We start from the raw sequence: 21,468 nt of genomic DNA, 5'->3' as shown, positions 1-21,468 counted from the left end.
CTGTAAAGATGAAAAAAATATTTTTTTTAATTTGCATGAATATTTTTTTTATGTTATGATAGCTAATAGAGAACTAAAAACTAGAGGTTTTATATGGATCATAATGAAAGTTGCCTTCAATTAATAAAGACACTCTATCCCAGTTTCAGCAAGAAAGAAAAAATAATTGCCGATTATATTCTCAATGATCCCTCATTGGGCATATCACCAAGTATCGATAGTTTGGCAGAAAATATAGGTATAAGCGAATCAACCCTAGTCAGGTTTGCAAAAAAACTAGGATACACTGGTTATCAGCAATTCAGAATAGCATTGGTGGAAGAAACAGTTAAAAGAGAATCAAATCTATTCGAATTGCCAATCAATAAAGAAGATGATGAAATTGATATCATTTTCTCAGCTGCTATATCAACTCTTCAAAGTACACAGAAATATCTTGACAGGAACAGTATAAAAAAAGCATCGAAATGGATAAATGAAGCTGATAAAACCATCATGCTAGGTCTTGGAGGCTCAAATATTGTAAGTGAAGATGCTTTCCATAAATTAATGAGAACAGGAATAAACTGTGTTTTTGCACAAGATTTTCATATTCAACTTATGCTTGTATCACAGCTTACAAAAAATGATGTCGTCTTGGTTACCTCTCATACCGGTGTTAATAAAGATACAATGAGCCTAATGGATGAAGCAAAGGAAAAGGGATCTAAAATAATTCTTCTCACAAGCAACAAAAGATCTCCTTTAGCCATGAAGGCTGACCTTGTCCTAAGTGTTTCTGTTACGACACAAACTCCTGTTGCAGAGTCTTTTACAGGAAGAATTGCACAGATGATGATAATAGATACCGTATATGTTGAACTTATGAAAATTCGAAAAACAGGAATGAAATCTCTAGAAAGCATGAGAGACATCATTGCTTCACGGAGAAATTAACAAAAGGAGTTTATAATGCTTGCAGATATTGGGTTAATCGGATTGGCTGTGATGGGAGAAAACCTTGTACTTAATTTAGAAAGCAAGGGATATACTGTTGCTGTCTTTAATAGAACTGTATCTAAAGTCGATTGTTTTACCGCAGGAAGAGGAAAAGGTAAAGCAATCTTAGGTTGCCATAGTCTGGAAGAACTTATTAAAAATACAAAGTCACCACATATCATCATGCTGATGATTAAAGCTGGTCTTCCTGTTGAAGAATTGATTAAGCAACTTATACCACTGCTTAGTTCTGGAGATGTAATTATTGATGGTGGAAACTCTAATTATAATGATACAGAAAGAAGAGTTAAGTTACTGGAAAGCAAAGGACTATATTTCATCGGTACAGGTATATCAGGAGGAGAAATAGGAGCACTTACTGGACCGGCTATTATGCCTGGAGGTTCCCATGGAGCTTGGAAACTTATCTCTCAGATGTTCTTTGATATTTCGGCTAAGGCTGGACAAAAACAGACACCTTGTTGTAATTGGGTAGGAAATGGTGGAGCGGGACATTTCGTCAAGATGGTACACAATGGCATCGAATACGGAGATATGCAACTTATTTGTGAAATCTATTGGATAATGAAAAAAGCATTGCATATGAATAATATTGAAATTGCCAATACCTTTGCTACTTGGAATGATAGTAACCTCAATTCGTATCTTGTCGAAATCACCAGTAACATACTTAAGTTTAAAGACACAGATGGTAATTTCCTTGTAGATAAAATACTTGATTCTGCCGGGCAAAAAGGAACAGGGAAATGGACTGTTGAAGCTGCATTGGACGAAGACATTCCGTTAACCCTTATTTCATCAGCAGTATTTGCTAGGTGTTTGTCAGCAGAAAAGGATCAACGGGTTCAGGCCGCAGAAAAATTCCTTCGTAACTCCCCTACCCAAAAATTAAAGTTTCTTAACAATCGAACTTTATCACCTGAAGAACTACATAGTGCATTATATACAGCAAAGATTATTTCATATGCACAAGGTTTTGAATTAATTAGCAAGGCAGGACAAATGCATAATTGGAACTTGGATCTTGCCTCAATCGCCTTAACATGGCGTGGAGGTTGCATTATTCGGTCATCATTCCTCAATGATATATCACAGGCTTATGCTACAGATCCATTCTTGACAAACCTTATTACCAATACATATTTTAAAAAAGCCATTGAAGAAAACCAATTAGGTTTACGTCATACCGTAATTTTTGCCATGGACCTAGGTATTAGTCTGCCAGCGCTGACTACTGCTGTTTCATGGTTAGACGGTTATACTAGTGCAGATTCTCCAGCTAACTTGTTACAAGCTCAAAGAGATTATTTCGGTGCTCATACCTACGAAAGAATTAATCAAGCACGTGGTAAATTCTTTCATACGAATTGGACAGGCAAAGGGGGGAAAACCGCCTCTTCAAGTTATTCGGTATAAATAAAAGTCTAATAATTAATTGGAGCTGATACAAAAGTCATTTTGTATGGCTCCTTTTTATATTATCTGAAATTTCACAAATAGAACTGTCAACTATCAACAAAGAAACGCTACGATAAAAGAATATCAATACATAAGGACCATCAATTGAGATAATCAAAAGGAATCTTAATCTATAGTTCCCTGTGAAAATTTCTAATTACATCAGATCTTTTTAGAACTTTCATGAAAAACCTTGATTGTGAACAGCTTATACACATCCTTGGCTTTCCTTGCAGCTTCCATGGTAAGTACAGTATCATCGAAGACTTTGCACTTATGGTTCCTCAGGGCTATCAGGCTTCCCTGGGAGACTATGGATGTTTCCTTCAGTTCTTCCTAGAGGTGTTTTACGATGACGGATGCTGTAAAGGACAGGAGAAGATGACCCCTAAAGGTCTCCTCACTCTGGACTCTGAGAGGAAGCATCTTGGTTTTGTGCTTGCACAGGACAAATACCTGCTCGATCTGCTACCGCATATAGTAGGTTGACAGTATATCTTCCTCCCTTACCGGCCGTGATACATGTAGCAATATGTCCCAAAAAACTAAGACGAATGTGGATAAAGCAATCAAGAAAGGTATAATTTTCTTTGATAGCGATCCTGCATTCGAGGTATGGTTTCTCGCCCATTATATACTTCCTTCACAATACTATCCTAACCAACAAGCAGTCATAAGGGAACTTGAAAAACACATCAAAGGTTATTGCAAAGAACAAAAATGGCAAGAAAATCATAATTTGTATCTTCAACTTAGGCCTAAACTTAATCAAACAATCAAAAATTGTCAGATTTTACGTAGTAATAGAAAAAATTACAACATTTTCCTATGTTGACCAGTTCTTCCTGGCTGTAGCATCGTCTTTAGCTCCAGAATAACTTATGATATTTCTTCAGACATTTACACTAAAAGTTTCCCAATTTTTCGGACTATAGTTTGTTGATTTCAACTGAAATTTCTTTGTTTTTTCTTGGACGGCCTCTAGGCCTTTTGGGCTTTTCCGGCATAGTCCTTACCTTTTTAGGTCTTCCACGCTTCTTTGGTTCCTTGACAAGTGGTTCAGAGAGCCCGAGTTTTTCAAGCAAGGCCAACACTGAAGGCAAGGTGTGTACCCATTTGTTGTCGGCTGAATTTGGTTTCCTGGTAGCGTCAGCTTTTCTCCATGCAGATGAAAGGTCTTCCATCAGATCGCCATAAGTCATCGCATCCAAGAGTTTCGCAAGAGCGGCCTTCCTTACCATCCTGGATGTCATGAGTGTAGCTATGAAGTTTACGAATTCTACTCCGATGAGTGAATAATCTCCTTGCACGTTCGTTGAATCGAGACATTCCTCCCCCTTATATTGAGCAAAAAGAAGTTCAAGCAACCATCTGTCCTCATAGTTCCTGTAGACCTGACTCAGGGTCAAGTCTAGGTCTGATTCAAAAACAACGACTCCATACGTATCCTTATGGGATAGGTACTTTTCACTGTCAAAAGTCTTCTTCTCCTTTGACCTGGAAATAAAAGAGCTTTCCTCTCTGCCTGCAAGGCAAGGATCTCTGAAAGAATAGAGATAGCTGCCATTATTGAGCTTTACCTTCTTTCCGACAACACTTTTGTCTGTCCCCGTGACCACTTCATTGAATTCCAACATGTCATTGTCATGGATTCTGTGGTCAACTCTCCTTATAGGTGTCATGAAGTGGAGCTCTGGCCTGGATTTCAAGTCTTTTGCTATCGAACTGACAGGAAAACCTTTATCTGCTACTATTATGCCCTTGCTTATATTATTATCATTGATAAATGCAGAAAAAGAGCTTGCATCGATACTGTTCCCTGGAAAAACCTCAGCGCATAGAGGCTCCAATGTCTCTATTTCATATGCATAGAGCACTGAAACATCCCTGCATCCTTTCACTCGGGCCTTATAGGAAAAGGCGGAAAGGTCATTCACATTGCTGGTATCCTGCTTCAAAGTCCCATCAATGGCAATATGATGGTCCTCTGCTGCCCTGCTTATCCTGGATGCATAGAAAGCTTTTCTCTTCTTGCCATCCATCCCGAGTTTCTTAAAGAGTGAGCCTACGGAATTCTTGCTCAATGCCACGTGGGGATAGTATTTGGATATGAATGTCCTTTCATAGTGTGTGGAATATCTATTGGCTGCTATTCCTGGCCTTAAGGCCTTAAGCATTGCAATTGCCATAATCATAGCGGATTCATTCGGCGGATATACTGCAAGGAGATCTTCAAACAGATCATCTGAAACAGATCTGGCCATTGCCGCTGCTCCATAGGACAGGGAATCAGGCTCATCCGACATCCTGTCAGTAATCGGCACGAACCGTCCATTGACGATATGTCCGATAACTCTCCCGTTTCCTGGTTGGGGGTTTCCCCCTCTGATGTACTTTGTCCCTGACCTTACACGCACGGAATATCTGTTCACTCCTTCCCTGCCGCTGTCTTCGACAATAGTATTCTTTGGCCTCTCTACTTTACGAATCTCTTCTGAAACACCCATGATGAAAAGCTCCTTTTATATATAGTCCATTATATATTAAAACAGGACTATATATCAAGGATCCTGATAGTGATTTGTAACTTTGAATCTAAGAAAACAGCAAAAAAAGAACCCGATAAAGAGTCCTTTTCAAGAAAAATCATGCAAAAGGACTCTCCTACGAGACCAAATCTATAATAAAATCAGAATTTAATGCTTTTTTAGTAATTTCTATAGTCCGAAAAATTGGGAAACTTTTATTACACGGTCAATGCAATATCGTCATTATTTCCGTTTCAGTCTATTCTATTGACAACGGTATATATTCTTTTTCGATTATCAAAACTTGGAAACATAAATAAAAAGACAAACAAGTTTTGACATGGCGGCATTTTCTCTTCTATGATACCAATACCATGCCGAGCAATAAGAAAACAAAAAGACAATTGCTGAGAAACATTGCTGATGGACTGAGCATATCAAGGATATTCCTTTCCCTGCTTGCATTGGCCTTTGTCGACAGGCAGCCGGTATTCCTCATTCTGTTTGCCCTGTCAGGACTCACGGACCTTGCAGATGGTCCTCTTGCACGGCTCTCACACCTGCCATCCGAACGGGGAGCCTTGCTTGATACCCTTGCTGACCTGCCTCTGACTGTTGCAGTACTGATCTATTTCATAAGGTCATATGGTACGTTGTTCTATACCTTTTTACCTTGGATCATCATGACAGTGGCGATCCGCATTACTGCAATCATCGTCACTGCCTACCGTTTCAAGGCTTTTGCAATCCTTCATACCTGGTTGAACAAAGTTTCAGGTCTCCTGCTGTTTCTCCTTCCGTTCGGCCTGATCTTTATGCCGTTATTCCAAGACAAACTGCTTGCCATCGTCATCACCATGGCTTCTGTATCGGCCTTGGAAGAACTTGGCATCGAGCTTACGGCACAGACCCTCAACAGGAATCGCAAGGGAACATGGGATCGCCGTTGACAGTATTTTCCATGCAGGACATATGCAAGTTGCCATCGGACAGTAGCATTTCAGTTTATTTTGACAAAGAAGTTCCTTCATGGCAGCTAATCATTGCCGATACTTCGTACACCGATTTTTCCGTCAATTCTTCAATATAAGCATGGAAAATATCAGAATCAGAACCGGCAAAGACAGCAAACAGACTCTTCAGCAATCCCACCGTTACAATTCCACGGACATATTCAGGAAATCTGGTTCTGATAACTTTAAGCGATGTTTGCAAAACTCACGGATGCTTGAATAAATATTCACCGATAATGCATATCCATGCAGGAGCCATGCCTGACAGCTGCAGCACCGCAAGCCTTGATTGCCCAGCTGCTGTAGCCCCCGTTCATGAGGACATAGAGACAGAGGTGCCCCTGCTGTTCCGCTTCCCCGTGTACCGCTGTTCCAGCGTGGACAGGTAGGCATGAGGGTCTCCGCTGTCGCGCAGCTGCACCAGGTGGGCCTCCGGCCTCTTCCCTTTCTTTTTTCCTCCAATCAGAGCATATCAAAAGCGAGCCTTTTTTCATACCTTAAAAAGAATTGTTTTTCAAAAAAAGATGACAATACACTTGTCCTTTGCCATACGGGGGCGGGACTGCCCTTCCGGTACCATGGCATGCCAGTTCAGCTTTTCCCTCAGTTCCTCCCTCTTCTTTTCCCTTCCGGACACAGGCCGGGAAACCTGCTGAGGGAACTGCATATTTATGTACACTGACCAATCAGTTTCGAGTTTTACAAAAACCTCTACAATTCAACATACTCGCAATGATTGAAAAGAATAATTGACGAAATAAAAATGTCTTAGTATTCTAGAAATGAAGAGTTGAATTCATCAGAATTGATTTATGGAGTAAAAATACAATGAGTGATTTTTTGTTTGCTAGGCCTTCGATACTCGAAGGAATAGCACGAAATATAGATTTATTTGGCATCTTGAACGAATATAATGATTCTAATACTTCCGAAGAGGCCGATTATAAAGCATATCTGAATGATATTAACGTTCTAAAACAAGATATGAATATCGCACATGAGGTTATTTGTGCCAACAAAATCTAGCTCAAATCAAAAACCGCAACCGACAAAGCAACAGCAAACTGCCACTATTAAAACTATGGCCGCTTTCAAAACAAGAACAGGAATATTACCTCCTCCTGATGAATTAGAAAGAGATGAACGTCTTTGTCCTGGCATTACAGATAGGTTATTAATTACATATGAAAAACAAGTTGATCACAGAATCAAAATAGAGGAAACTGTTATCAAAGGTGATTCAGTCCGTGCAGCCAGAGGACAGATTCTTGCCTTTATTATTGTCTTAACCTGTGTAATCGGCGGATTTTATCTTATTGCTATAGGAAAAGATGGTTATGGTATTGCTTCAATTCTTGTCCCTATAGCAACATTAGCTGGCATTTTCTACAAAGCAAACAATCAAAGAAATAAAGAACGAAAAGAGAAAAGAAATATAACGTAACTAAAAAGAGATTAAAAGATTACAAAATTAATTAGTTACTATTTTGCGAAAGTTTAATAAGGTTGTCTTCAGGGGATATCATTTGGTTTTGAACGAACATATTTATCTCCAAGCCTGCTTTTTACAGCAAAAAGATCCGAATAGGGAGGTATATCACCTTTCTAGTTTCATCTTTATCGTTTCTGTGGTCATATACGTCAGCCTTTGCCACCCAAGTAGGATTCTGACAATAAGAATCAAATTTTAATTTTATTTCTGAAATATCATTACAGTCTTTTGGATTATTATATCCAGATTCTAATCTGATTCCAATTGCTTTTGTACTCATTGGAAATTCTCATTAAATTTAGATTTGGATAGTTTCTTTCAAAACTCATGGATAACTGAATAAATATCGCCAATGATGCATATCCATGCAGAAGCCATGCCGGACACCTGCAGGGAATGGAAAGCGCGGCCGCATCACATAGCCTTCATGGCCTGTCCATGCCTGCGCGCACACGCAGGACGGACGCCCTCCCGGGTGCCTGCACTCTGTCCTCATTTCCGTTCCTTCCTGCTATGTGCTCTTCCCTGCCGCCTGCCATATATGCTTCCGACACCATATTCATGCGGAAGAGGAGAGCACCATCCACACGGCAGGTATGTCCAGCAGGCTGTAACCCTGCGCCAGGTACGCCTTCGGACAGGTCGGGAAAGCCGCAGAAGAAAATGCATATTTATGCATCTTGACCAATCAGTTTCGAGTTTTGCAAAAACCTCTTAAGTTTACAGAAAACGGCATGGAAGGAGAGGATAAAAATTTCTTTATGCTGTATGACTTCATATGGAGGAACGGGGATATGGAAAGCCTGAAACAGCTGGACAATGCCATCGACTACATTGAAAAGAATCTTGATGAACAGATTTCTTATGAAGAAGCAGCAAGAATCGCATGCTGTTCGGCATCCTGCTTCCAACGGATATTTTCCTATATAGCAGGAATTCCGCTGTCAGAGTATATCAGACGCCGCAGGATGACCCAAGCGGCCTTTGAACTGCAGGCTACGGATTGTAAGATCCTCAACATCGCATTGAAGTACGGATATACTTCCCCGACTTCCTTCAACAGGACCTTCAGGAAAGTACACGGTATAACTCCCGTCCTTGCACGGGCAAAGGGAAGCGTACTGCAGGCCTATCCCCCTATCCGGCTTTCAGTCAAGATTTCCGGCGAAAATGCCTTCTCCTACCGGATCGAAAAAAAGGCAACAATGAGAATGGTCGGAATTCGCATTTCCTTGACTTCTGATATGGAAAGCAACAGAAAGATTGTGCCGGCTTTCTGGGAAAAGATCATCAAGGATAACCGACTGGAAGAAATTTCCAAGCTGTCAGACCAGATTCCTGAAACAATATCAGGCATCACGTTTTGTAATGCTCCTCAGGACATTCGCTACTACATAGCCATGGAAACAGACAAACCAATTCCAAAGGGTTTGTCAGAAGTGACAATCCCTACTGCAACTTGGGTAGTCATTGAAGATAATGGCAACTTCAAGGATGCAGTCCAAGGTATCTTCAGACGTTTTCCTGCTGAATGGCTTCCTTGTTCTGGTTACGAGTATGCGGGGCTTCCCGATATAGAAGTCTACCCGATCAAGAAGGAAATGATACGGACCGGACACATTGAGGTATGGATTGCCATAAAGAAAAAGAGCAAGGACTGAGCTGACCTTGAACCCGATAGTAAAAAATTTTCATTGTCCCCGTACAGACATTTCACCGGGGATAAGATTGCCATACACGTAACATCCTGTTAAACGGGATAGAAATTCTATTTGCTGAACAAGGAGAAAAAGAATGACTGCCATCAGCGTCAAGGATGTAACAAAAGCATACAGAAACGGTACCCAAGCACTATGTGGGATTTCCATAACCGTCAAGAAAGGAGAAATATTCTCCCTTCTCGGACCGAACGGTGCGGGAAAATCGACCCTCGTCAATATCCTTACCACGTATCTGCGACCCACTTCAGGTGAGGTCATCATGCTCGACAAGGATATATGCAGGAATGCAGCTGCCATCAGGAGACAGATTGCCTGTGTGGCCCAGCACACTTCAATCGACATGCATCTTTCCCTCATGGAAAACATGCTGTTCCAAAGCAGGCTGTACAGGATTCCAAAATCAGAAGCTCAGGCACGCATACGGAACCTGATCGAAAGCTTCGATCTCAATGCCTATATGAAATACCCGGTTGCATCCTATTCAGGAGGTATAAAGAGACGGCTCGACATTGCACTGTGCATGATATCGAATCCCCGGATACTGTTCATGGATGAGCCGACCGTAGGCATGGACATCACTTCCCGCCGGGCAATGTGGCAGATGATAGAGAAAATCAAAAGTAATTTCGGCAGTACCGTTTTCCTGACTACCCACTATCTGGAAGAAGCAGACAGGTTGAGTGATACCATCTGCATCATGAAGGACGGAAAGGAAATCATCCAAGGAACGCCTGATACCTTGCGGACATGCATGCACCGGGACATGCTGGAGATCAGCTTTGCCTCGGGAAAAGATGCAGGAAACTGCTTCAGCATGCTGCAGGCAGTCTTCGCCTTGGATGCATCAGATCTACGTCAGGACAAGATCATCATCAAATCAAACGGCAACAGCAAGGACCTGAATCAGATAAACCGTTGGCTGCTGGAACATGATGTCAATTTCCGCAGCATAGGCATCGTGCAACCTACGTTGGAGGATATCTGCATCAACTTGCTGTCTACAGGCAAAAAGGAGACCATATGATGGATGTCTTTACCTTACTTCGTCGAAATATACTGTGGCGTCTGCATAACGCATTCACAATCATCGTTACCATCCTGCAGCCCATGCTCTGGCTGGTACTGTACAGTTCCCTTGCCAGCCAGGTCATGCAAGGCATCGGCATTGAAAACTATACGGCTTTCCTGCTTCCCGGCCTGATGATACTGACAAGCTTCGGAGCCTGCAGCAGCAACGGCATCATGAATTACCTCATGAAGGCAGACGGAAGTTTCTACAGGATTCTGATTGCCCCTGTCAGGAGGAAGGCAATCGTACTCGGCCAGCTGCTGGAAGCGGTTGCCTGTACCGGCCTTGAAGTCATGATCATGTGCATCGTCAGCCTTTTCTTCTCGGTAAGGGTTGCATCCGGCCTTCCAGGTATATTGCTGATTGCCCTTCTGGTCTGCATGACTGCTTTTTTCCTCTCAGGCCTGACGTATACAATCAGCCTCTGTCTTCCCAACGAAGTCGCATATGAGACCGTAATGAATGCCATAGCCCTTCCGATATTCTTTCTCAGTACAGCATTGCTACCGGAAAACAGCCTGTCAGGCAGCATGGCTCTTGCCGTGGACATCAATCCCTTCACCCATGTGATCAATACACTTCGGACCTTGGTCCTGCAGGAAAACATAGAGATACATACTGTTGTCCCGACAATCATCATGCTCTCAGTAATGTGCTGCATCAGCTTTTCATGGGCAGTACATAAACTGAAAAAGCAGACAGACCTGTGACAGGCAATCAGGTCGGTACAGCAGCCATTGCCAAAGGATTGTCACAGGCCTTCAAGCTGCTGCCGACCGGCCTTTCCATGTCCAGACATTGTCACCTTCCCTATCCTCCATGCAGCAAAAACCAGATGTTGAAGATCTCCTGATTCCATAAAGGATTCTTGATCATAAAATAAATATGTATTTCATCTATGTGTTATGATTGCCATAAATCAAGATGTAATTACTTATATAAAAGTAAATATAGAGATATATAAAACCAACACTCACGACCACACTGACGTATGTTCATTATATTTATTTCAGGCTACGGCCATAACTTGCAAAGTATCCGGCATGGTAGGACAAGCAACTTCACCTTTTCTAGAAACAACTAAAATTTCTCTTGACAGACAGCAATATAGTGATACGCTTGAGCTATATACATACGAGTGTACATTACTAAAGGAAAAGCCCTGTTGCAGATCATCCTATACTGAAGTTCCAAGCAGAACAGCTAAAGATACCCAAGCATAATCTTGTATCGTGCAGCATATGTGACATTACAGGATATTTCTTAATGACTGTTCTTTTCAAAGATATAAATCAGAGGCTGTTATGGCAAAAAAGAAACAGATAGTTTTCATCATGACTGATACGACAAGATGGGATATGATCGGCTGCTATGGCAACCATGACCTCAAAACACCGAATATCGACAAGTTGGCAAGCGAAGGCATAAGATTCAATAAGGCATATTCGACCCAACCGGTCTGTGGTCCGGCCAGAAGTGCAATATTTACGGGACTCTACCCTCATTCCAACGGAGGAATCACCAATACGGTGCCCCTTACTACCGGCGTCAAGACCATAGGGGAATATCTGCAACCCAACGGCATAAACACGGCCTTCATCGGCAAATGGCATCTCGACGGCGGCGATTACTTCGGCAACGGTATCTGTCCCAAGGGATATGATCCGGACTACTGGTATGATATGCGCTGTTATCTGGACGAGCTGTCAAAGGAAGACAGAATCAAAAGCAGAGATGAAAACATCTCGTTGGAAGGCAAAGGCATTCCGGAAGAATTTACTTTCGGACATAGGGTCTCCGACAGAGCGATAAAATACATCGACAGCCACTGTAGGGATGACCTGTTCCTCTGCGTAAGCTATGATGAGCCCCATCAGCCCTACCTTTGTCCGGAACCATATGCTTCGATGTACAAGGATTATGAACTGCCGAAGACTCCCAATTACTATGATACCCTTGAAGGAAAACCTCTGTATCAAAAGCTATGGGCAGGAAAACGACTGACTGAAGACAAGGCAAACCTGCATATACGGCCACAGCTGTTCTTTGGTTGCAACAGCTATGCTGACCATGAAATCGGCAGGGTACTTGATGAAATAAAGAAAAAGATTCCTGATGCCATGGTCATCTTTACAAGTGACCATGGTGAAGCCCTTGGAGCACATTCACTGACACTGAAAGGTCCTTCAATCTACGAAGAAATTGCACATATCCCTCTGATCATCAAAGGCGGTGCCTATCTGCAGGCACCTGCAGGAAGAACCTATGACCATGTCATGTCCCATATCGACCTAGTTCCTACCTTCCTTGATTACTTCGGCATATACCAGCCTCCTGTCCTGCCCGGCATCAGCATGCGTCCGGTCATCGAAGACCCTTCTTCTGACAAGGTACTCCATGAAGAAGTCTTCTGTGAATTCCATAGGTATGAAATTGACCATGACGGTTTCGGCGGTATCCAGTTCATGCGAGCAGCAATCAGCGATAAGTACAAGCTTGCCATTCATTTACTTGATGAAACCGATGAAATGTATGATACTGCAGATGACCCTTACGAAATGAAAAACATAATCAATGATCCAGCCTATAGGGAAATCAGGAACAGGCTTCACCAAAGCATCATGGATTGGATGAACACTACCCGTGATCCCTACAGGGGCTATCAGTGGAAATGCAGGCCATGGAACAAGGGAGAGGTAGTACCTGACTGGGAATGTGACGGATATACCCGTCAGCGCCCCAGTGATATCGGTGAGATCAGGCAACTTGATTATGATACAGGCCTTGAAATCACAGCAAACACAAGGCTGAAGGTAAAATACAAGAAAGTACCGGGAGCAGTATGACAGGTCCAGTAAAAAGAGTAACACGAAGGGATGTTGCAGAAAAAGCAGGCGTTACCCCGACCATCGTTTCCTATGTGGTCAACGACAACAGATACGTTGACAAGGACAAGCGGGAAAGGGTAAAGCTAGCCATGAAGGCAACTTGGCTACCGCCCGAACTCAATTGCAAGGGCTCTCAAGGGCAAACATAGCCATCTGATCCTCTTCCTTGTCGACAATCTCCTCAGTGAACACTTCGGCCAGATAAACAAACAGATGAATGCCTGGGCTACGGAACACGACTATTTCATCTGCCTATGTGAGACACAGAACACCGATGATTTCGTCAAATCAATTACGCAAAGTTATTTTGATGGGCTTATCATCGGTTCCAGTACGTTCCGGACCAACTATATCCAAGATATCATCGATACCAATATTCCTTTGGTATTGCTTGAAATGAAAGCATATACAGAGCTGACAGGAACGTTCGGCCTGATCAACTCGGGTCTATACCAAGGTGCCAGGGATTGCTGCAAGGCTCTTCTGGACAAAGGCAGAAAACACCTTGTCTATGTAGACAGCTTTTCCGACACCAAAGAGAAAGATATTTCCGCTGACTTCAGATACGGGGGATTTGTCGATGAACTGAAAGCCTATGGCAAATTTGATGATGGACATTGCAGGATACTGTCAGGCTGTCCCTGCGAAGCCGACCTCAATCAAAAAATAGAGAAACTTTTGGCCTCAGGATTCCAAATTGACGGCATCTTCGGCCGTACCGATGCCGTGGCACTCAATGCCATGTACAGGATGATCAATCTCGGCCATAGAGTTCCAGAGGACTGTTCCGTCATCGGCGTCAACAACAGTCGCCTCGGCTACTATTCCAGTCCTAAGCTTACAACTCTCAACATTGACAGAGCCGGTATTGGAAAATCCGCTACATCAATCCTATCTAGGATGTTTAATGGCGAAGAAATAAGCAAAAAAGCCCTTCATGTGTCCTTGAAGACCAACATCATAACAAGGGAAAGCCTCTGACATACTTTCAACCAAAACTACAATTTCCGTCAAAGCCAAATGTCTGTATATCAGGAATACAGGAAACAGCACAAATAACAGGTACGATTACAAAGAAACAGCTGGAAGCCATCGACAGTTCCAGCTGTTTTTTGAAGCTATCTCTGCTGTTTTGATCGAATATCAAATCTTAAAGCTATGCTTAGTAAAATAAAGTACTTGCATGATTACAATAATTTCGCAATCATAAAATCAAAGAAATAGCCTCAGATAATTATTCCAGTCATTTCAGTGGAAAATGAAGGAGGACAGACATGATGTTGCAATCTTTATCGGGCAAATGGCAGATGTATGCCATCCAGGACAAGGACAGGGTTATCACAGGAAATATTCCTGGTTCCGTTTATTCCTTCATGCTGGAAAACAAATTGATGGATGATCCGTTCTACAGGGACAATGAGCTCAAGGCCCTTGGACTTATGGAAAATGATTATGTATTTTTCAGACAATTTTCTGTCACATCAGAACTATTGTCCAATGATGAAATACAGCTCCAATGTCTTGGCTTGGATACTCTCTGTGATATCTCCATCAATGACATACCAGTAGGTCATGCTGACAATATGCATCGGACATGGACCTATGATATCAAGGACCTGTTGCATGCTGGTACAAATACAATCGTTCTTTCTTTTCCTTCCCCGCTTAGATTCATCAAAGAAAAAGATGCACAATGGCATGTCGGAGGATCAACAGAATCCATGCGGGGTTTTCCGCATTTAAGAAAAGCCCACTGCATGTTTGGATGGGATTGGGGTCCTCGACTTCCAGATGCCGGTATCTGGCGTGATATCCGCTTGGCAGGTATATCACATGCGACCATCAGTGATATGTTCGTCACACAGAAACATGAGAATGGCAAAGTCTTCCTTACTGTCAATGTATCCAAGACCAAGAATGCAACAGTACGGCTGTTCCTTGAAGACCCTGAAGGCAATTCAAAGGAACTTTCCGAGGGAATCCCCTTTGAAATACAAAATCCGCAACTCTGGTGGCCAAATGGACTTGGGAAACAACCGTTGTACACAGTAACAGCAGAACTTCAGGAAACCGGCAGTACTGTTGCTGTCCAAAAGAAACGAATCGGACTCCGTACACTGACGTTGACACGGGAAAAAGACAAATGGGGAGAAAAATTCTGCCACTGTGTAAACGGTGTCCAATTCTTCGCAATGGGAGCCGATTACATACCTGAAGACAACATCCTCAGCAGGATTACCCCGAAAAGGACAAAAAAGCTTCTCAGACAGTGTGTATTATCGAATTTCAATGTGATACGCGTGTGGGGCGGAGGTTTTTACCCTTCGGATGATTTCTATGACTGCTGTGATGAAATGGGCTTGGTCGTCTGGCAGGACTTTATGTTTGCTTGTGCAAATTATCCTCTGGATTATGCATTCGAAGACAACATTACGGCAGAAATAGAACAGAATGTACGGCGGATACGTCATCATGCATGTCTTGGCCTATGGTGCGGCAACAATGAAATGGAAGAGTTTGCACGAGTATACGGCTATGACGGCAATGAAGGAACAAAAGCAACCTACATACGTATGAATGAACACATCATTCCGCATATTCTCCATAGGGTAGATCCAAATACACCTTACTGGCCGTCTTCCCCTTCATCAGGAGGAAGCTTCGATGAACCCAATGACCCAAACAGGGGTGATGTCCATTACTGGGAAGTATGGCATGGCGAGAAACCTTTTTCTGAATACAGAAAATACTATTTCCGTTACGTTTCAGAATTCGGCTTCCAATCGTTTCCAGACATGAAGACGATCAAAAGCTTCACGCTTCCCGAAGACCATAACATCTTCTCAAGAATCATGGAAATGCACCAGAGAAATGAAGGAGCAAACGGAAAGATACTTGCTTATCTTTCCCAGACATTCCCATACCCGACTTCTTTTGAAAAGCTGGTATATGCTTCACAGTTGCTGCAGGCATTGGCAATCCAATATGGAGTAGAACACTGGAGAAGAAACAGAGGACGATGTATGGGTGCCATTTATTGGCAGCTCAATGACATCTGGCCTGGTGCTTCATGGTCATCCATTGACTACTACGGGCGTTGGAAAGCCCTGCAGTACTTTGCAAAGCGATTCTTTGTCCCTGTGTTGCTCAGCTGTGAAGAATATGGAGAATGTCAGGCCAAGACTTCAATCATCACGGAACCGACAGGACCTGTCCCTACCCGTGCACGGCTTAACATTTCCAATGAAACGAAGAAAACGGCAACAGGTCTCGTACATTGGTACCTAAGAAATGCAAACTCTACAGTCATAGAGCAAGGTTCTATACCAGTAGAAATCCTGCCTTTCTCTGCAGCATATATAGCCGACTTGGATTTTCACTCGACTGATTTCCTTGACAACCATTTCCAATACGAATTGGTCAGAGACAAAGAGATTACTTCTTCGGGTTCAGTTCTGTTTACTGCCCCGAAATATTATCATTTCCAAGATCCCCGGATTTCCTTGGAAGTCTCAGGAAATGCAGTACAGGTTTCTTCGTCATGTTTTGCAAAATGTGTGGAAATCTACTCTGATGAAGATGACTTCGTCTTGGATGATAATTTCTTCGATATGGAACGCGGTAAAAGGATTATCCACATAATCGAGGGAACGCCTAGGAAACTGAAGGCAAGGAGCATATACGATATCAGATGACCCCAAGAACGGTCTCATTGCTTCTTTAAGATACTTTGTTTTATATCAATAGTTGCCAGCCAAGAAGGCTGGCAATATTTTTCGACATTCCAATATCAAATTCAATCAACATGGCAGCTACGACAATCCTTTTATTACCACACATCAGTGTTTTCTCCATGTATTTCCCTATCAAAAGATACTATCAAACTATACAACTGGCTGACAATGCCAAAAAAAAATCCCGTGCTTCTTGCAAAAGATAAGAAGAATACATAAGGTAAAAAACATATATGGTATAATCATTCTTTAAAAAACAGATACCATAATATCCATATACATATAAACCAACTCCACAAAAGGATGCGTTGTCCCCATGTCCAGTTATATACAAAAATTCGGTCGGAAAATAATCAATAGAATCAAAATTATCATATTTTGTCTCTGCTTCATTGTTTTCCTTATTTTCTTGTCATCAATGACTCCCCATAGCTATGAAATCGGTGGAATAGGTCCTGCAGGCGGTTATATTTTTTATGACTGTGATGCAGATAATACCAAGGAAGATCCTGATGGGGCAGATAACCTGAAATCTGATGTTTGTGGATGGAAATATCTTGAAGCCGCTTCTGCCGACGAAACCGGTTCTTATATCTGGGGAGGCAACTGGCGATCCAATACTGTCGGTACTTCAGCAGCTATAGGCACAGGTAAGGCAAATACAGATAAGGTTGTAGCAACATACGGGACACAGGAACCCAGCAAAGGTTCGGCAGATTATGCAGCATTGATATGCAAAAACAAATACAGCACCTATAAAGGGAAAATCTATACAGACTGGTTTTTGCCAAGCAAGTATGAATTGAAAGTATTGTATAATATATTCATCCAAAAAAAGATAGGAAATCTAAAATCTGAAACTTACCTGACCTCGACAGAAGCAAATGGCGCTGTGATTGCCGCCAATCTCTACACAGACCTATTGGTACCAGTACGGAAAGACAGCAAATATCATATCCGTGCAATTCGGGCTTTCTAATTATACTACTATTCTAAATAGTATCTAAGAAAAACTTGTATTCCCGAATTTAACGACCTATAAAATAATTTTACTTCTTTGTGATAACAATTAGCCAAGATAAATTCATATAAAAAAGCAGAAGTTTGCTTTTCAGATAAAGTTATTTCAGTAAGATGAGATGCATACGGAATTATGTACGTAACAGTATCCACGTCCAGATATCCTCAAGTCACATTTTTCTCTATTTACTACTCTCAGTAAATTGTTATAGTATATATACAGTAATCAAAGGGAACCGTTATTCCTCTTTTCATAGTATAACAGTTGTATGGTCAAAAACGGAGCAAAAGAATGAAATTTAACATCTCTCATTTAGGTGTGATCGATTCGTGTGAAATTGAAAGCAACAAACTTGTCATACTTACAGGAGAGAACAATACGGGAAAGACATATATTGCCTCTGCTATTTATGGGTTCATCAAATATTTAAAGCACAACCTACAGATAAATTTTCACAAAGATGATTTTGAGACCTTAAATAATGGAAGTGAACTTATCATTGATACAAAAAATTATTTCTCTGATATTGCAACAGGTATACAAACCTGTGCTAATTCATTTTCTGCCAAGAATTTTTCAAACATATTCCGTGGGAATCCAGAACGGTATAAAAATGCCAAAATCACTATTAAACCAGAACCTAACTTCCCATTACATGTTCCTTTATCTGCAACTGCAGTCATATCAAAAAAAAATGGAAAAGCATTTACTTTTTCCCAAAGTATGAAAAATGGAAATATAAGTATCCATCCAATGACTCCGGAAGGAGAAAAAATACCTCTAAATTTAATTATAAGTTCATTTTCTACCATAATTGCTGACAGCATTTTCCCTAATATGTACTATCTCTGTGCCCAACGTTCCGGTATTGAAGAATTTCAAGTTGAAATAGATGGATATCGTAGTCAATTAGTGGATATACTGCAACGGAATGAATCAAAAAACCAAGGAATGGAATTGCTAAATGCAAAAACTGAAAAGTATCCTCTGATTGTTTCAGATTATTTATCTCTGGCAAGAAGCAACAGAATACGCGAAAAAGAAAGAACAGCTTCAATCATGGATAATGACCTACAGGATACGTATCAAAACATAGTAGGAGGTTCCTTCAGCCATGAAGGACAGATAATTACATTCAAACCATTAGAACAGGAAAACAATAACTTGACATTGCCAGAAACTTCTAGTTCAGTTCACGCTTTAATGGGTATCTATGAAATATCACGATATATTCGAAGGGATGATCTCGTTTTTTTTGATGAGCCAGAAGCAAACCTTCATCCGGTCAACCAACGGCGAATGGCTAGATTTATTGCACAAATAGTACATAAAGGAATCAAAGTCATGGTATCCACTCACAGTGATATCATCATCCGCGAATTGAATACCTTAATCCTTTTTTCCAACTATAAGGGAAATAGCAAATTATTACAATTAGCACATGAGGAAGGCTATCACGAAAGTGAATTCCTTTATCCTGAAGACATAAACTGTTATGTATCAGAAAAGAAAAAAGGAAATACATATAACTTTGGCAAAAAAGCAGTATCTGCTGAAGAGGGAATTGAAATATCCTCTTTCGATACCACCATAGAAGAAATCAACCGTATTCAAGATACTATTTCAGAGGTCTGGTATGCCAAATAGAAATGACTGCCTGAAAGATTTGGATAGTATGCTGCAGGATCTGTTGATATATCCTTTGCCAAACTCTCAAAAAACATTTCATGAAGTAGATGTTACTTTGATAGAAGAAAAAGCAGACTATGCGCTGACAATTCATCACCTTGCCGCTGGAAGTTCATTAATATTTAAAGGAGATAGCTTCCCAGTTCCAAAAGCAATATTTAAAGACAACCCACCAGATATAGAATATTGTTGTAGACCTGATTACATTATTTTTACATGTGATCAAAAGGGAAAGCCTTATACAATTATCATAGAATTAGCCAAGTCAAACCGTTCAAAAAGCAAGCAGCATGTAATACATCAATTAAAAGGTGGCAATAGCATCTGCGCCTACCTTGCCGCCCAATTGAAAAACTTTAAAGCTACTACATTGAATTCTTTTCTTGATCGGATTATCTATATACAGAACATCAATGAAACAAGAAGACAAACTACGAAACCACAACCACAAAAACTAGCACTGGTAAACGAAACAGAATTCCCTTTTTATAAGTTCTATGGTAAAGAAATAAGCAGCAAAAAAATTGAAAATGAACTTTTGCAAGGAACTTGTTTATAGAAACATTGAGAAATCTGACGATCAATAGAACGGTTTTATTCCACCTGTCGGTCGCTGTTTTTCCGCTATCTCTTCTATCTTATCCTGTTCCTGCAGCAACGCATCAAGTATAATCGGGTCGAAATGAGTACCTCTGCTTTCGCAAAGCAAAGCAATGGACTCCTGATGTGTAAAAGCCTTTTTGTAAGGACGGATACTTGTCAATGCATCATAAACATCGACTACGGCCATCATCCGACCAGGCAACGGTATTTCTTGCCCTTTAAGACCAAAAGGATAACCTTTGCCATCATACCGTTCATGATGATAGAGAATAATATCCAGAGCAGCATGAAAGGCAAAAGAAGATTTCAACAATTCCTCTTTTTCCCTTACCAACATTGCTGCACCACAGATAACATGGTGTTTGATCATCTCAAATTCCATATCAGTAAGCTTACCTGGCTTATTGAGTACATCCAAGGGCATACAGGCTTTGCCTATATCATGCAATGGAGTCGTCTCTACAATCCCATTCAGAAAAGAAGCAGACAGCTCATAACCGGGAAGATGCAATGAAGCAATATGACTGCCAACCACCTGCATCATCATTGAGGTCCTTTTCAGATGGCTAAGCAGGCTCTGGTTATCCAGGTCAAACAATTTCAGGATTATTTCATGAACCTGTTCAAGGGTCCGCCCATGACTTACCTGCAGCAATGTAAAGTTTTTTCTTTCCAATAGAGATCTTTGCAATTTCAGACAACCATATACTTTGACTTTCATAGCAATGAACCGAGGATCCAGCGGCCTGTCCAGAAAATCAGCAATACCATAGGTCAAGAATCTCTTTTGGTCCAATTGGAAACTTCCGTCTGAGATTATCAATATAGGAAGGTAATGATACTTTTCCCTTAGCAATCGGACAAAGATATCGGATTCCAGGCCAAGAAAAAGAGGATCAGCTATAACAATAGAAATCCCTGGATTCTTTTCCAATAGAGAAAATACATCCTGTTCTGATATAGCAATAAAATTTTTTGCAGAGGATAAGATTGATAATAAGATTTCCTGATCATCTGGGCCCACTGCAATCAAAATTTTTTCTGACACATTATAGTCCTTTTCTGTATTGCAAACTAATATACTACAGATATATCGTTATAAACAACGCAACCGATTATAATAAACAATTCTATCTAACTTTTCAATTACTACTTTTGTTATACTCCAACTTTGGTAGAGAAACAAGGATATTGACAGGAAAAAAACAAATTTACTAAGTTATACTAATAAACTAATATTCATTTGTACAAGA

Annotated in this window: 22 protein-coding genes; 16 read left to right on the top strand and 6 right to left on the bottom strand. The window is 41.1% G+C overall.

Annotated elements, in window-relative coordinates; all coding sequences use genetic code 11:
• Nucleotides 1–93 precede the first annotated feature (93 nt).
• The 3 genes from LKE40_13080 to LKE40_13070 all read left to right on the top strand — a co-directional run bounded on the left by LKE40_13080 (nt 94) and on the right by LKE40_13070 (nt 2,946).
• Nucleotides 94–936: a MurR/RpiR family transcriptional regulator gene (locus tag LKE40_13080; GenBank protein ID MCH3918363.1), complete on the top strand. Its 843-nt coding sequence runs from the start codon at nt 94–96 to the stop codon at nt 934–936.
• A gap of 15 nt (nt 937–951) precedes the next feature.
• The gene (gene gnd / locus LKE40_13075; protein ID MCH3918362.1) at nt 952–2,415 is read left to right on the top strand and encodes a decarboxylating NADP(+)-dependent phosphogluconate dehydrogenase; all 1,464 of its coding nucleotides are present in this window, start codon (nt 952–954) and stop codon (nt 2,413–2,415) included.
• Between the two features lie 225 nt (nt 2,416–2,640).
• The gene (locus LKE40_13070) at nt 2,641–2,946 is read left to right on the top strand and encodes a hypothetical protein (protein MCH3918361.1); all 306 of its coding nucleotides are present in this window, start codon (nt 2,641–2,643) and stop codon (nt 2,944–2,946) included.
• 440 nt (nt 2,947–3,386) lie between these two features.
• On the opposite strand, the gene LKE40_13065 is transcribed toward LKE40_13070, so the two are convergent.
• Entirely contained in the window at nt 3,387–4,964 is a 1,578-nt protein-coding gene (locus LKE40_13065; GenBank protein MCH3918360.1) for a transposase, read from the bottom strand.
• A gap of 356 nt (nt 4,965–5,320) precedes the next feature.
• Between LKE40_13065 and LKE40_13060 the strand changes: the two genes are divergently transcribed.
• Nucleotides 5,321–5,935 (top strand): CDP-alcohol phosphatidyltransferase family protein, encoded by a 615-nt coding sequence (locus tag LKE40_13060; GenBank protein ID MCH3918359.1) that lies wholly within the window; start codon nt 5,321–5,323, stop codon nt 5,933–5,935.
• A gap of 55 nt (nt 5,936–5,990) precedes the next feature.
• Here LKE40_13060 and LKE40_13055 read toward each other — a convergent pair whose 3' ends face one another.
• The 3 genes from LKE40_13055 to LKE40_13045 all read right to left on the bottom strand — a co-directional run bounded on the left by LKE40_13055 (nt 5,991) and on the right by LKE40_13045 (nt 6,665).
• Nucleotides 5,991–6,137 (bottom strand): hypothetical protein, encoded by a 147-nt coding sequence (locus tag LKE40_13055; protein ID MCH3918358.1) that lies wholly within the window; start codon nt 6,135–6,137, stop codon nt 5,991–5,993.
• Nucleotides 6,138–6,225: 88 nt separating this feature from the next.
• The gene (locus LKE40_13050) at nt 6,226–6,492 is read right to left on the bottom strand and encodes a hypothetical protein (protein MCH3918357.1); all 267 of its coding nucleotides are present in this window, start codon (nt 6,490–6,492) and stop codon (nt 6,226–6,228) included.
• A 20-nt stretch (nt 6,493–6,512) separates the two neighbouring features.
• The gene (locus tag LKE40_13045; GenBank protein MCH3918356.1) at nt 6,513–6,665 is read right to left on the bottom strand and encodes a hypothetical protein; all 153 of its coding nucleotides are present in this window, start codon (nt 6,663–6,665) and stop codon (nt 6,513–6,515) included.
• Nucleotides 6,666–6,826: 161 nt separating this feature from the next.
• Here LKE40_13045 and LKE40_13040 point away from each other — a divergent pair, with 161 nt between their 5' ends.
• On the top strand, nt 6,827–7,024 hold the full coding sequence (locus LKE40_13040) for a hypothetical protein (GenBank protein ID MCH3918355.1): 198 nt from the start codon (nt 6,827–6,829) through the stop codon (nt 7,022–7,024).
• Nucleotides 7,008–7,442: a DUF2335 domain-containing protein gene (locus tag LKE40_13035; protein ID MCH3918354.1), complete on the top strand. Its 435-nt coding sequence runs from the start codon at nt 7,008–7,010 to the stop codon at nt 7,440–7,442. Before LKE40_13040 ends, LKE40_13035 begins: the two co-directional genes overlap by 17 nt.
• A gap of 121 nt (nt 7,443–7,563) precedes the next feature.
• Here LKE40_13035 and LKE40_13030 read toward each other — a convergent pair whose 3' ends face one another.
• Nucleotides 7,564–7,770, bottom strand: coding sequence for a hypothetical protein (locus tag LKE40_13030; GenBank protein ID MCH3918353.1), 207 nt, complete (start codon nt 7,768–7,770; stop codon nt 7,564–7,566).
• A 514-nt stretch (nt 7,771–8,284) separates the two neighbouring features.
• On the opposite strand from LKE40_13030, the gene LKE40_13025 reads away from it, so the two are divergent.
• The 10 genes from LKE40_13025 (at nt 8,285) to LKE40_12980 (ending at nt 20,171) form a co-directional block, all read left to right on the top strand.
• Nucleotides 8,285–9,151: an AraC family transcriptional regulator gene (locus LKE40_13025; GenBank protein MCH3918352.1), complete on the top strand. Its 867-nt coding sequence runs from the start codon at nt 8,285–8,287 to the stop codon at nt 9,149–9,151.
• Nucleotides 9,152–9,284: 133 nt separating this feature from the next.
• The gene (locus tag LKE40_13020; GenBank protein ID MCH3918351.1) at nt 9,285–10,235 is read left to right on the top strand and encodes an ABC transporter ATP-binding protein; all 951 of its coding nucleotides are present in this window, start codon (nt 9,285–9,287) and stop codon (nt 10,233–10,235) included.
• The gene (locus tag LKE40_13015) at nt 10,235–10,990 is read left to right on the top strand and encodes an ABC transporter permease (GenBank protein ID MCH3918350.1); all 756 of its coding nucleotides are present in this window, start codon (nt 10,235–10,237) and stop codon (nt 10,988–10,990) included. Before LKE40_13020 ends, LKE40_13015 begins: the two co-directional genes overlap by 1 nt.
• A gap of 594 nt (nt 10,991–11,584) precedes the next feature.
• Complete coding sequence (locus LKE40_13010; GenBank protein MCH3918349.1) at nt 11,585–13,126, top strand: sulfatase-like hydrolase/transferase; 1,542 nt, start codon at nt 11,585–11,587, stop codon at nt 13,124–13,126.
• Entirely contained in the window at nt 13,123–13,317 is a 195-nt protein-coding gene (locus LKE40_13005; GenBank protein ID MCH3918348.1) for a LacI family DNA-binding transcriptional regulator, read from the top strand. The genes LKE40_13010 and LKE40_13005 overlap by 4 nt, the downstream gene beginning before the upstream one ends.
• Before the next feature lie 52 nt (nt 13,318–13,369).
• Nucleotides 13,370–14,149 carry a substrate-binding domain-containing protein gene (locus LKE40_13000; GenBank protein MCH3918347.1) on the top strand — a complete coding sequence of 260 codons (780 nt, stop codon included), beginning with the start codon at nt 13,370–13,372 and terminating at the stop codon, nt 14,147–14,149.
• A 293-nt stretch (nt 14,150–14,442) separates the two neighbouring features.
• Nucleotides 14,443–16,863 carry a glycoside hydrolase family 2 protein gene (locus LKE40_12995; GenBank protein MCH3918346.1) on the top strand — a complete coding sequence of 807 codons (2,421 nt, stop codon included), beginning with the start codon at nt 14,443–14,445 and terminating at the stop codon, nt 16,861–16,863.
• 355 nt (nt 16,864–17,218) lie between these two features.
• Complete coding sequence (locus tag LKE40_12990; GenBank protein ID MCH3918345.1) at nt 17,219–17,881, top strand: hypothetical protein; 663 nt, start codon at nt 17,219–17,221, stop codon at nt 17,879–17,881.
• Between the two features lie 333 nt (nt 17,882–18,214).
• Nucleotides 18,215–19,570 (top strand): ATP-binding protein, encoded by a 1,356-nt coding sequence (locus LKE40_12985; protein ID MCH3918344.1) that lies wholly within the window; start codon nt 18,215–18,217, stop codon nt 19,568–19,570.
• Nucleotides 19,560–20,171 carry a hypothetical protein gene (locus LKE40_12980; GenBank protein ID MCH3918343.1) on the top strand — a complete coding sequence of 204 codons (612 nt, stop codon included), beginning with the start codon at nt 19,560–19,562 and terminating at the stop codon, nt 20,169–20,171. Before LKE40_12985 ends, LKE40_12980 begins: the two co-directional genes overlap by 11 nt.
• A gap of 21 nt (nt 20,172–20,192) precedes the next feature.
• Here LKE40_12980 and LKE40_12975 read toward each other — a convergent pair whose 3' ends face one another.
• Nucleotides 20,193–21,263: an HD domain-containing protein gene (locus tag LKE40_12975; protein MCH3918342.1), complete on the bottom strand. Its 1,071-nt coding sequence runs from the start codon at nt 21,261–21,263 to the stop codon at nt 20,193–20,195.
• Nucleotides 21,264–21,468 lie beyond the last annotated feature (205 nt).

The sequence above is a fragment of the Spirochaetia bacterium genome (assembly GCA_022482625.1).
Classification (GTDB): Bacteria; Spirochaetota; Spirochaetia; order Sphaerochaetales; family Sphaerochaetaceae; genus Pleomorphochaeta.
The sequence above is the reverse complement of the archived record's forward strand: the minus strand, read 5'-3'. Positions and strand labels throughout refer to the sequence as shown.

Bases quoted from the DNA above. Each gene is read 5' to 3' on its own strand.
- LKE40_13080 (MCH3918363.1), top strand. From the start codon at position 94: ATGGATCATAATGAAAGTTGCCTTCAATTAATAAAGACACTCTATCCC.
- gnd (MCH3918362.1), top strand. From the start codon at position 952: ATGCTTGCAGATATTGGGTTAATCGGATTGGCTGTGATGGGAGAAAAC.
- LKE40_13070 (MCH3918361.1), top strand. From the start codon at position 2,641: ATGAAAAACCTTGATTGTGAACAGCTTATACACATCCTTGGCTTTCCT.
- LKE40_13065 (MCH3918360.1), bottom strand. From the start codon at position 4,964: ATGGGTGTTTCAGAAGAGATTCGTAAAGTAGAGAGGCCAAAGAATACT.
- LKE40_13050 (MCH3918357.1), bottom strand. From the start codon at position 6,492: ATGAAAAAAGGCTCGCTTTTGATATGCTCTGATTGGAGGAAAAAAGAA.
- LKE40_13045 (MCH3918356.1), bottom strand. From the start codon at position 6,665: ATGCAGTTCCCTCAGCAGGTTTCCCGGCCTGTGTCCGGAAGGGAAAAG.
- LKE40_13040 (MCH3918355.1), top strand. From the start codon at position 6,827: ATGAGTGATTTTTTGTTTGCTAGGCCTTCGATACTCGAAGGAATAGCA.
- LKE40_13030 (MCH3918353.1), bottom strand. From the start codon at position 7,770: ATGAGTACAAAAGCAATTGGAATCAGATTAGAATCTGGATATAATAAT.
- LKE40_13025 (MCH3918352.1), top strand. From the start codon at position 8,285: ATGGAAAGCCTGAAACAGCTGGACAATGCCATCGACTACATTGAAAAG.
- LKE40_13020 (MCH3918351.1), top strand. From the start codon at position 9,285: ATGACTGCCATCAGCGTCAAGGATGTAACAAAAGCATACAGAAACGGT.
- LKE40_13015 (MCH3918350.1), top strand. From the start codon at position 10,235: ATGGATGTCTTTACCTTACTTCGTCGAAATATACTGTGGCGTCTGCAT.
- LKE40_13010 (MCH3918349.1), top strand. From the start codon at position 11,585: ATGGCAAAAAAGAAACAGATAGTTTTCATCATGACTGATACGACAAGA.
- LKE40_13005 (MCH3918348.1), top strand. From the start codon at position 13,123: ATGACAGGTCCAGTAAAAAGAGTAACACGAAGGGATGTTGCAGAAAAA.
- LKE40_12995 (MCH3918346.1), top strand. From the start codon at position 14,443: ATGATGTTGCAATCTTTATCGGGCAAATGGCAGATGTATGCCATCCAG.
- LKE40_12990 (MCH3918345.1), top strand. From the start codon at position 17,219: ATGTCCAGTTATATACAAAAATTCGGTCGGAAAATAATCAATAGAATC.
- LKE40_12985 (MCH3918344.1), top strand. From the start codon at position 18,215: ATGAAATTTAACATCTCTCATTTAGGTGTGATCGATTCGTGTGAAATT.
- LKE40_12980 (MCH3918343.1), top strand. From the start codon at position 19,560: ATGCCAAATAGAAATGACTGCCTGAAAGATTTGGATAGTATGCTGCAG.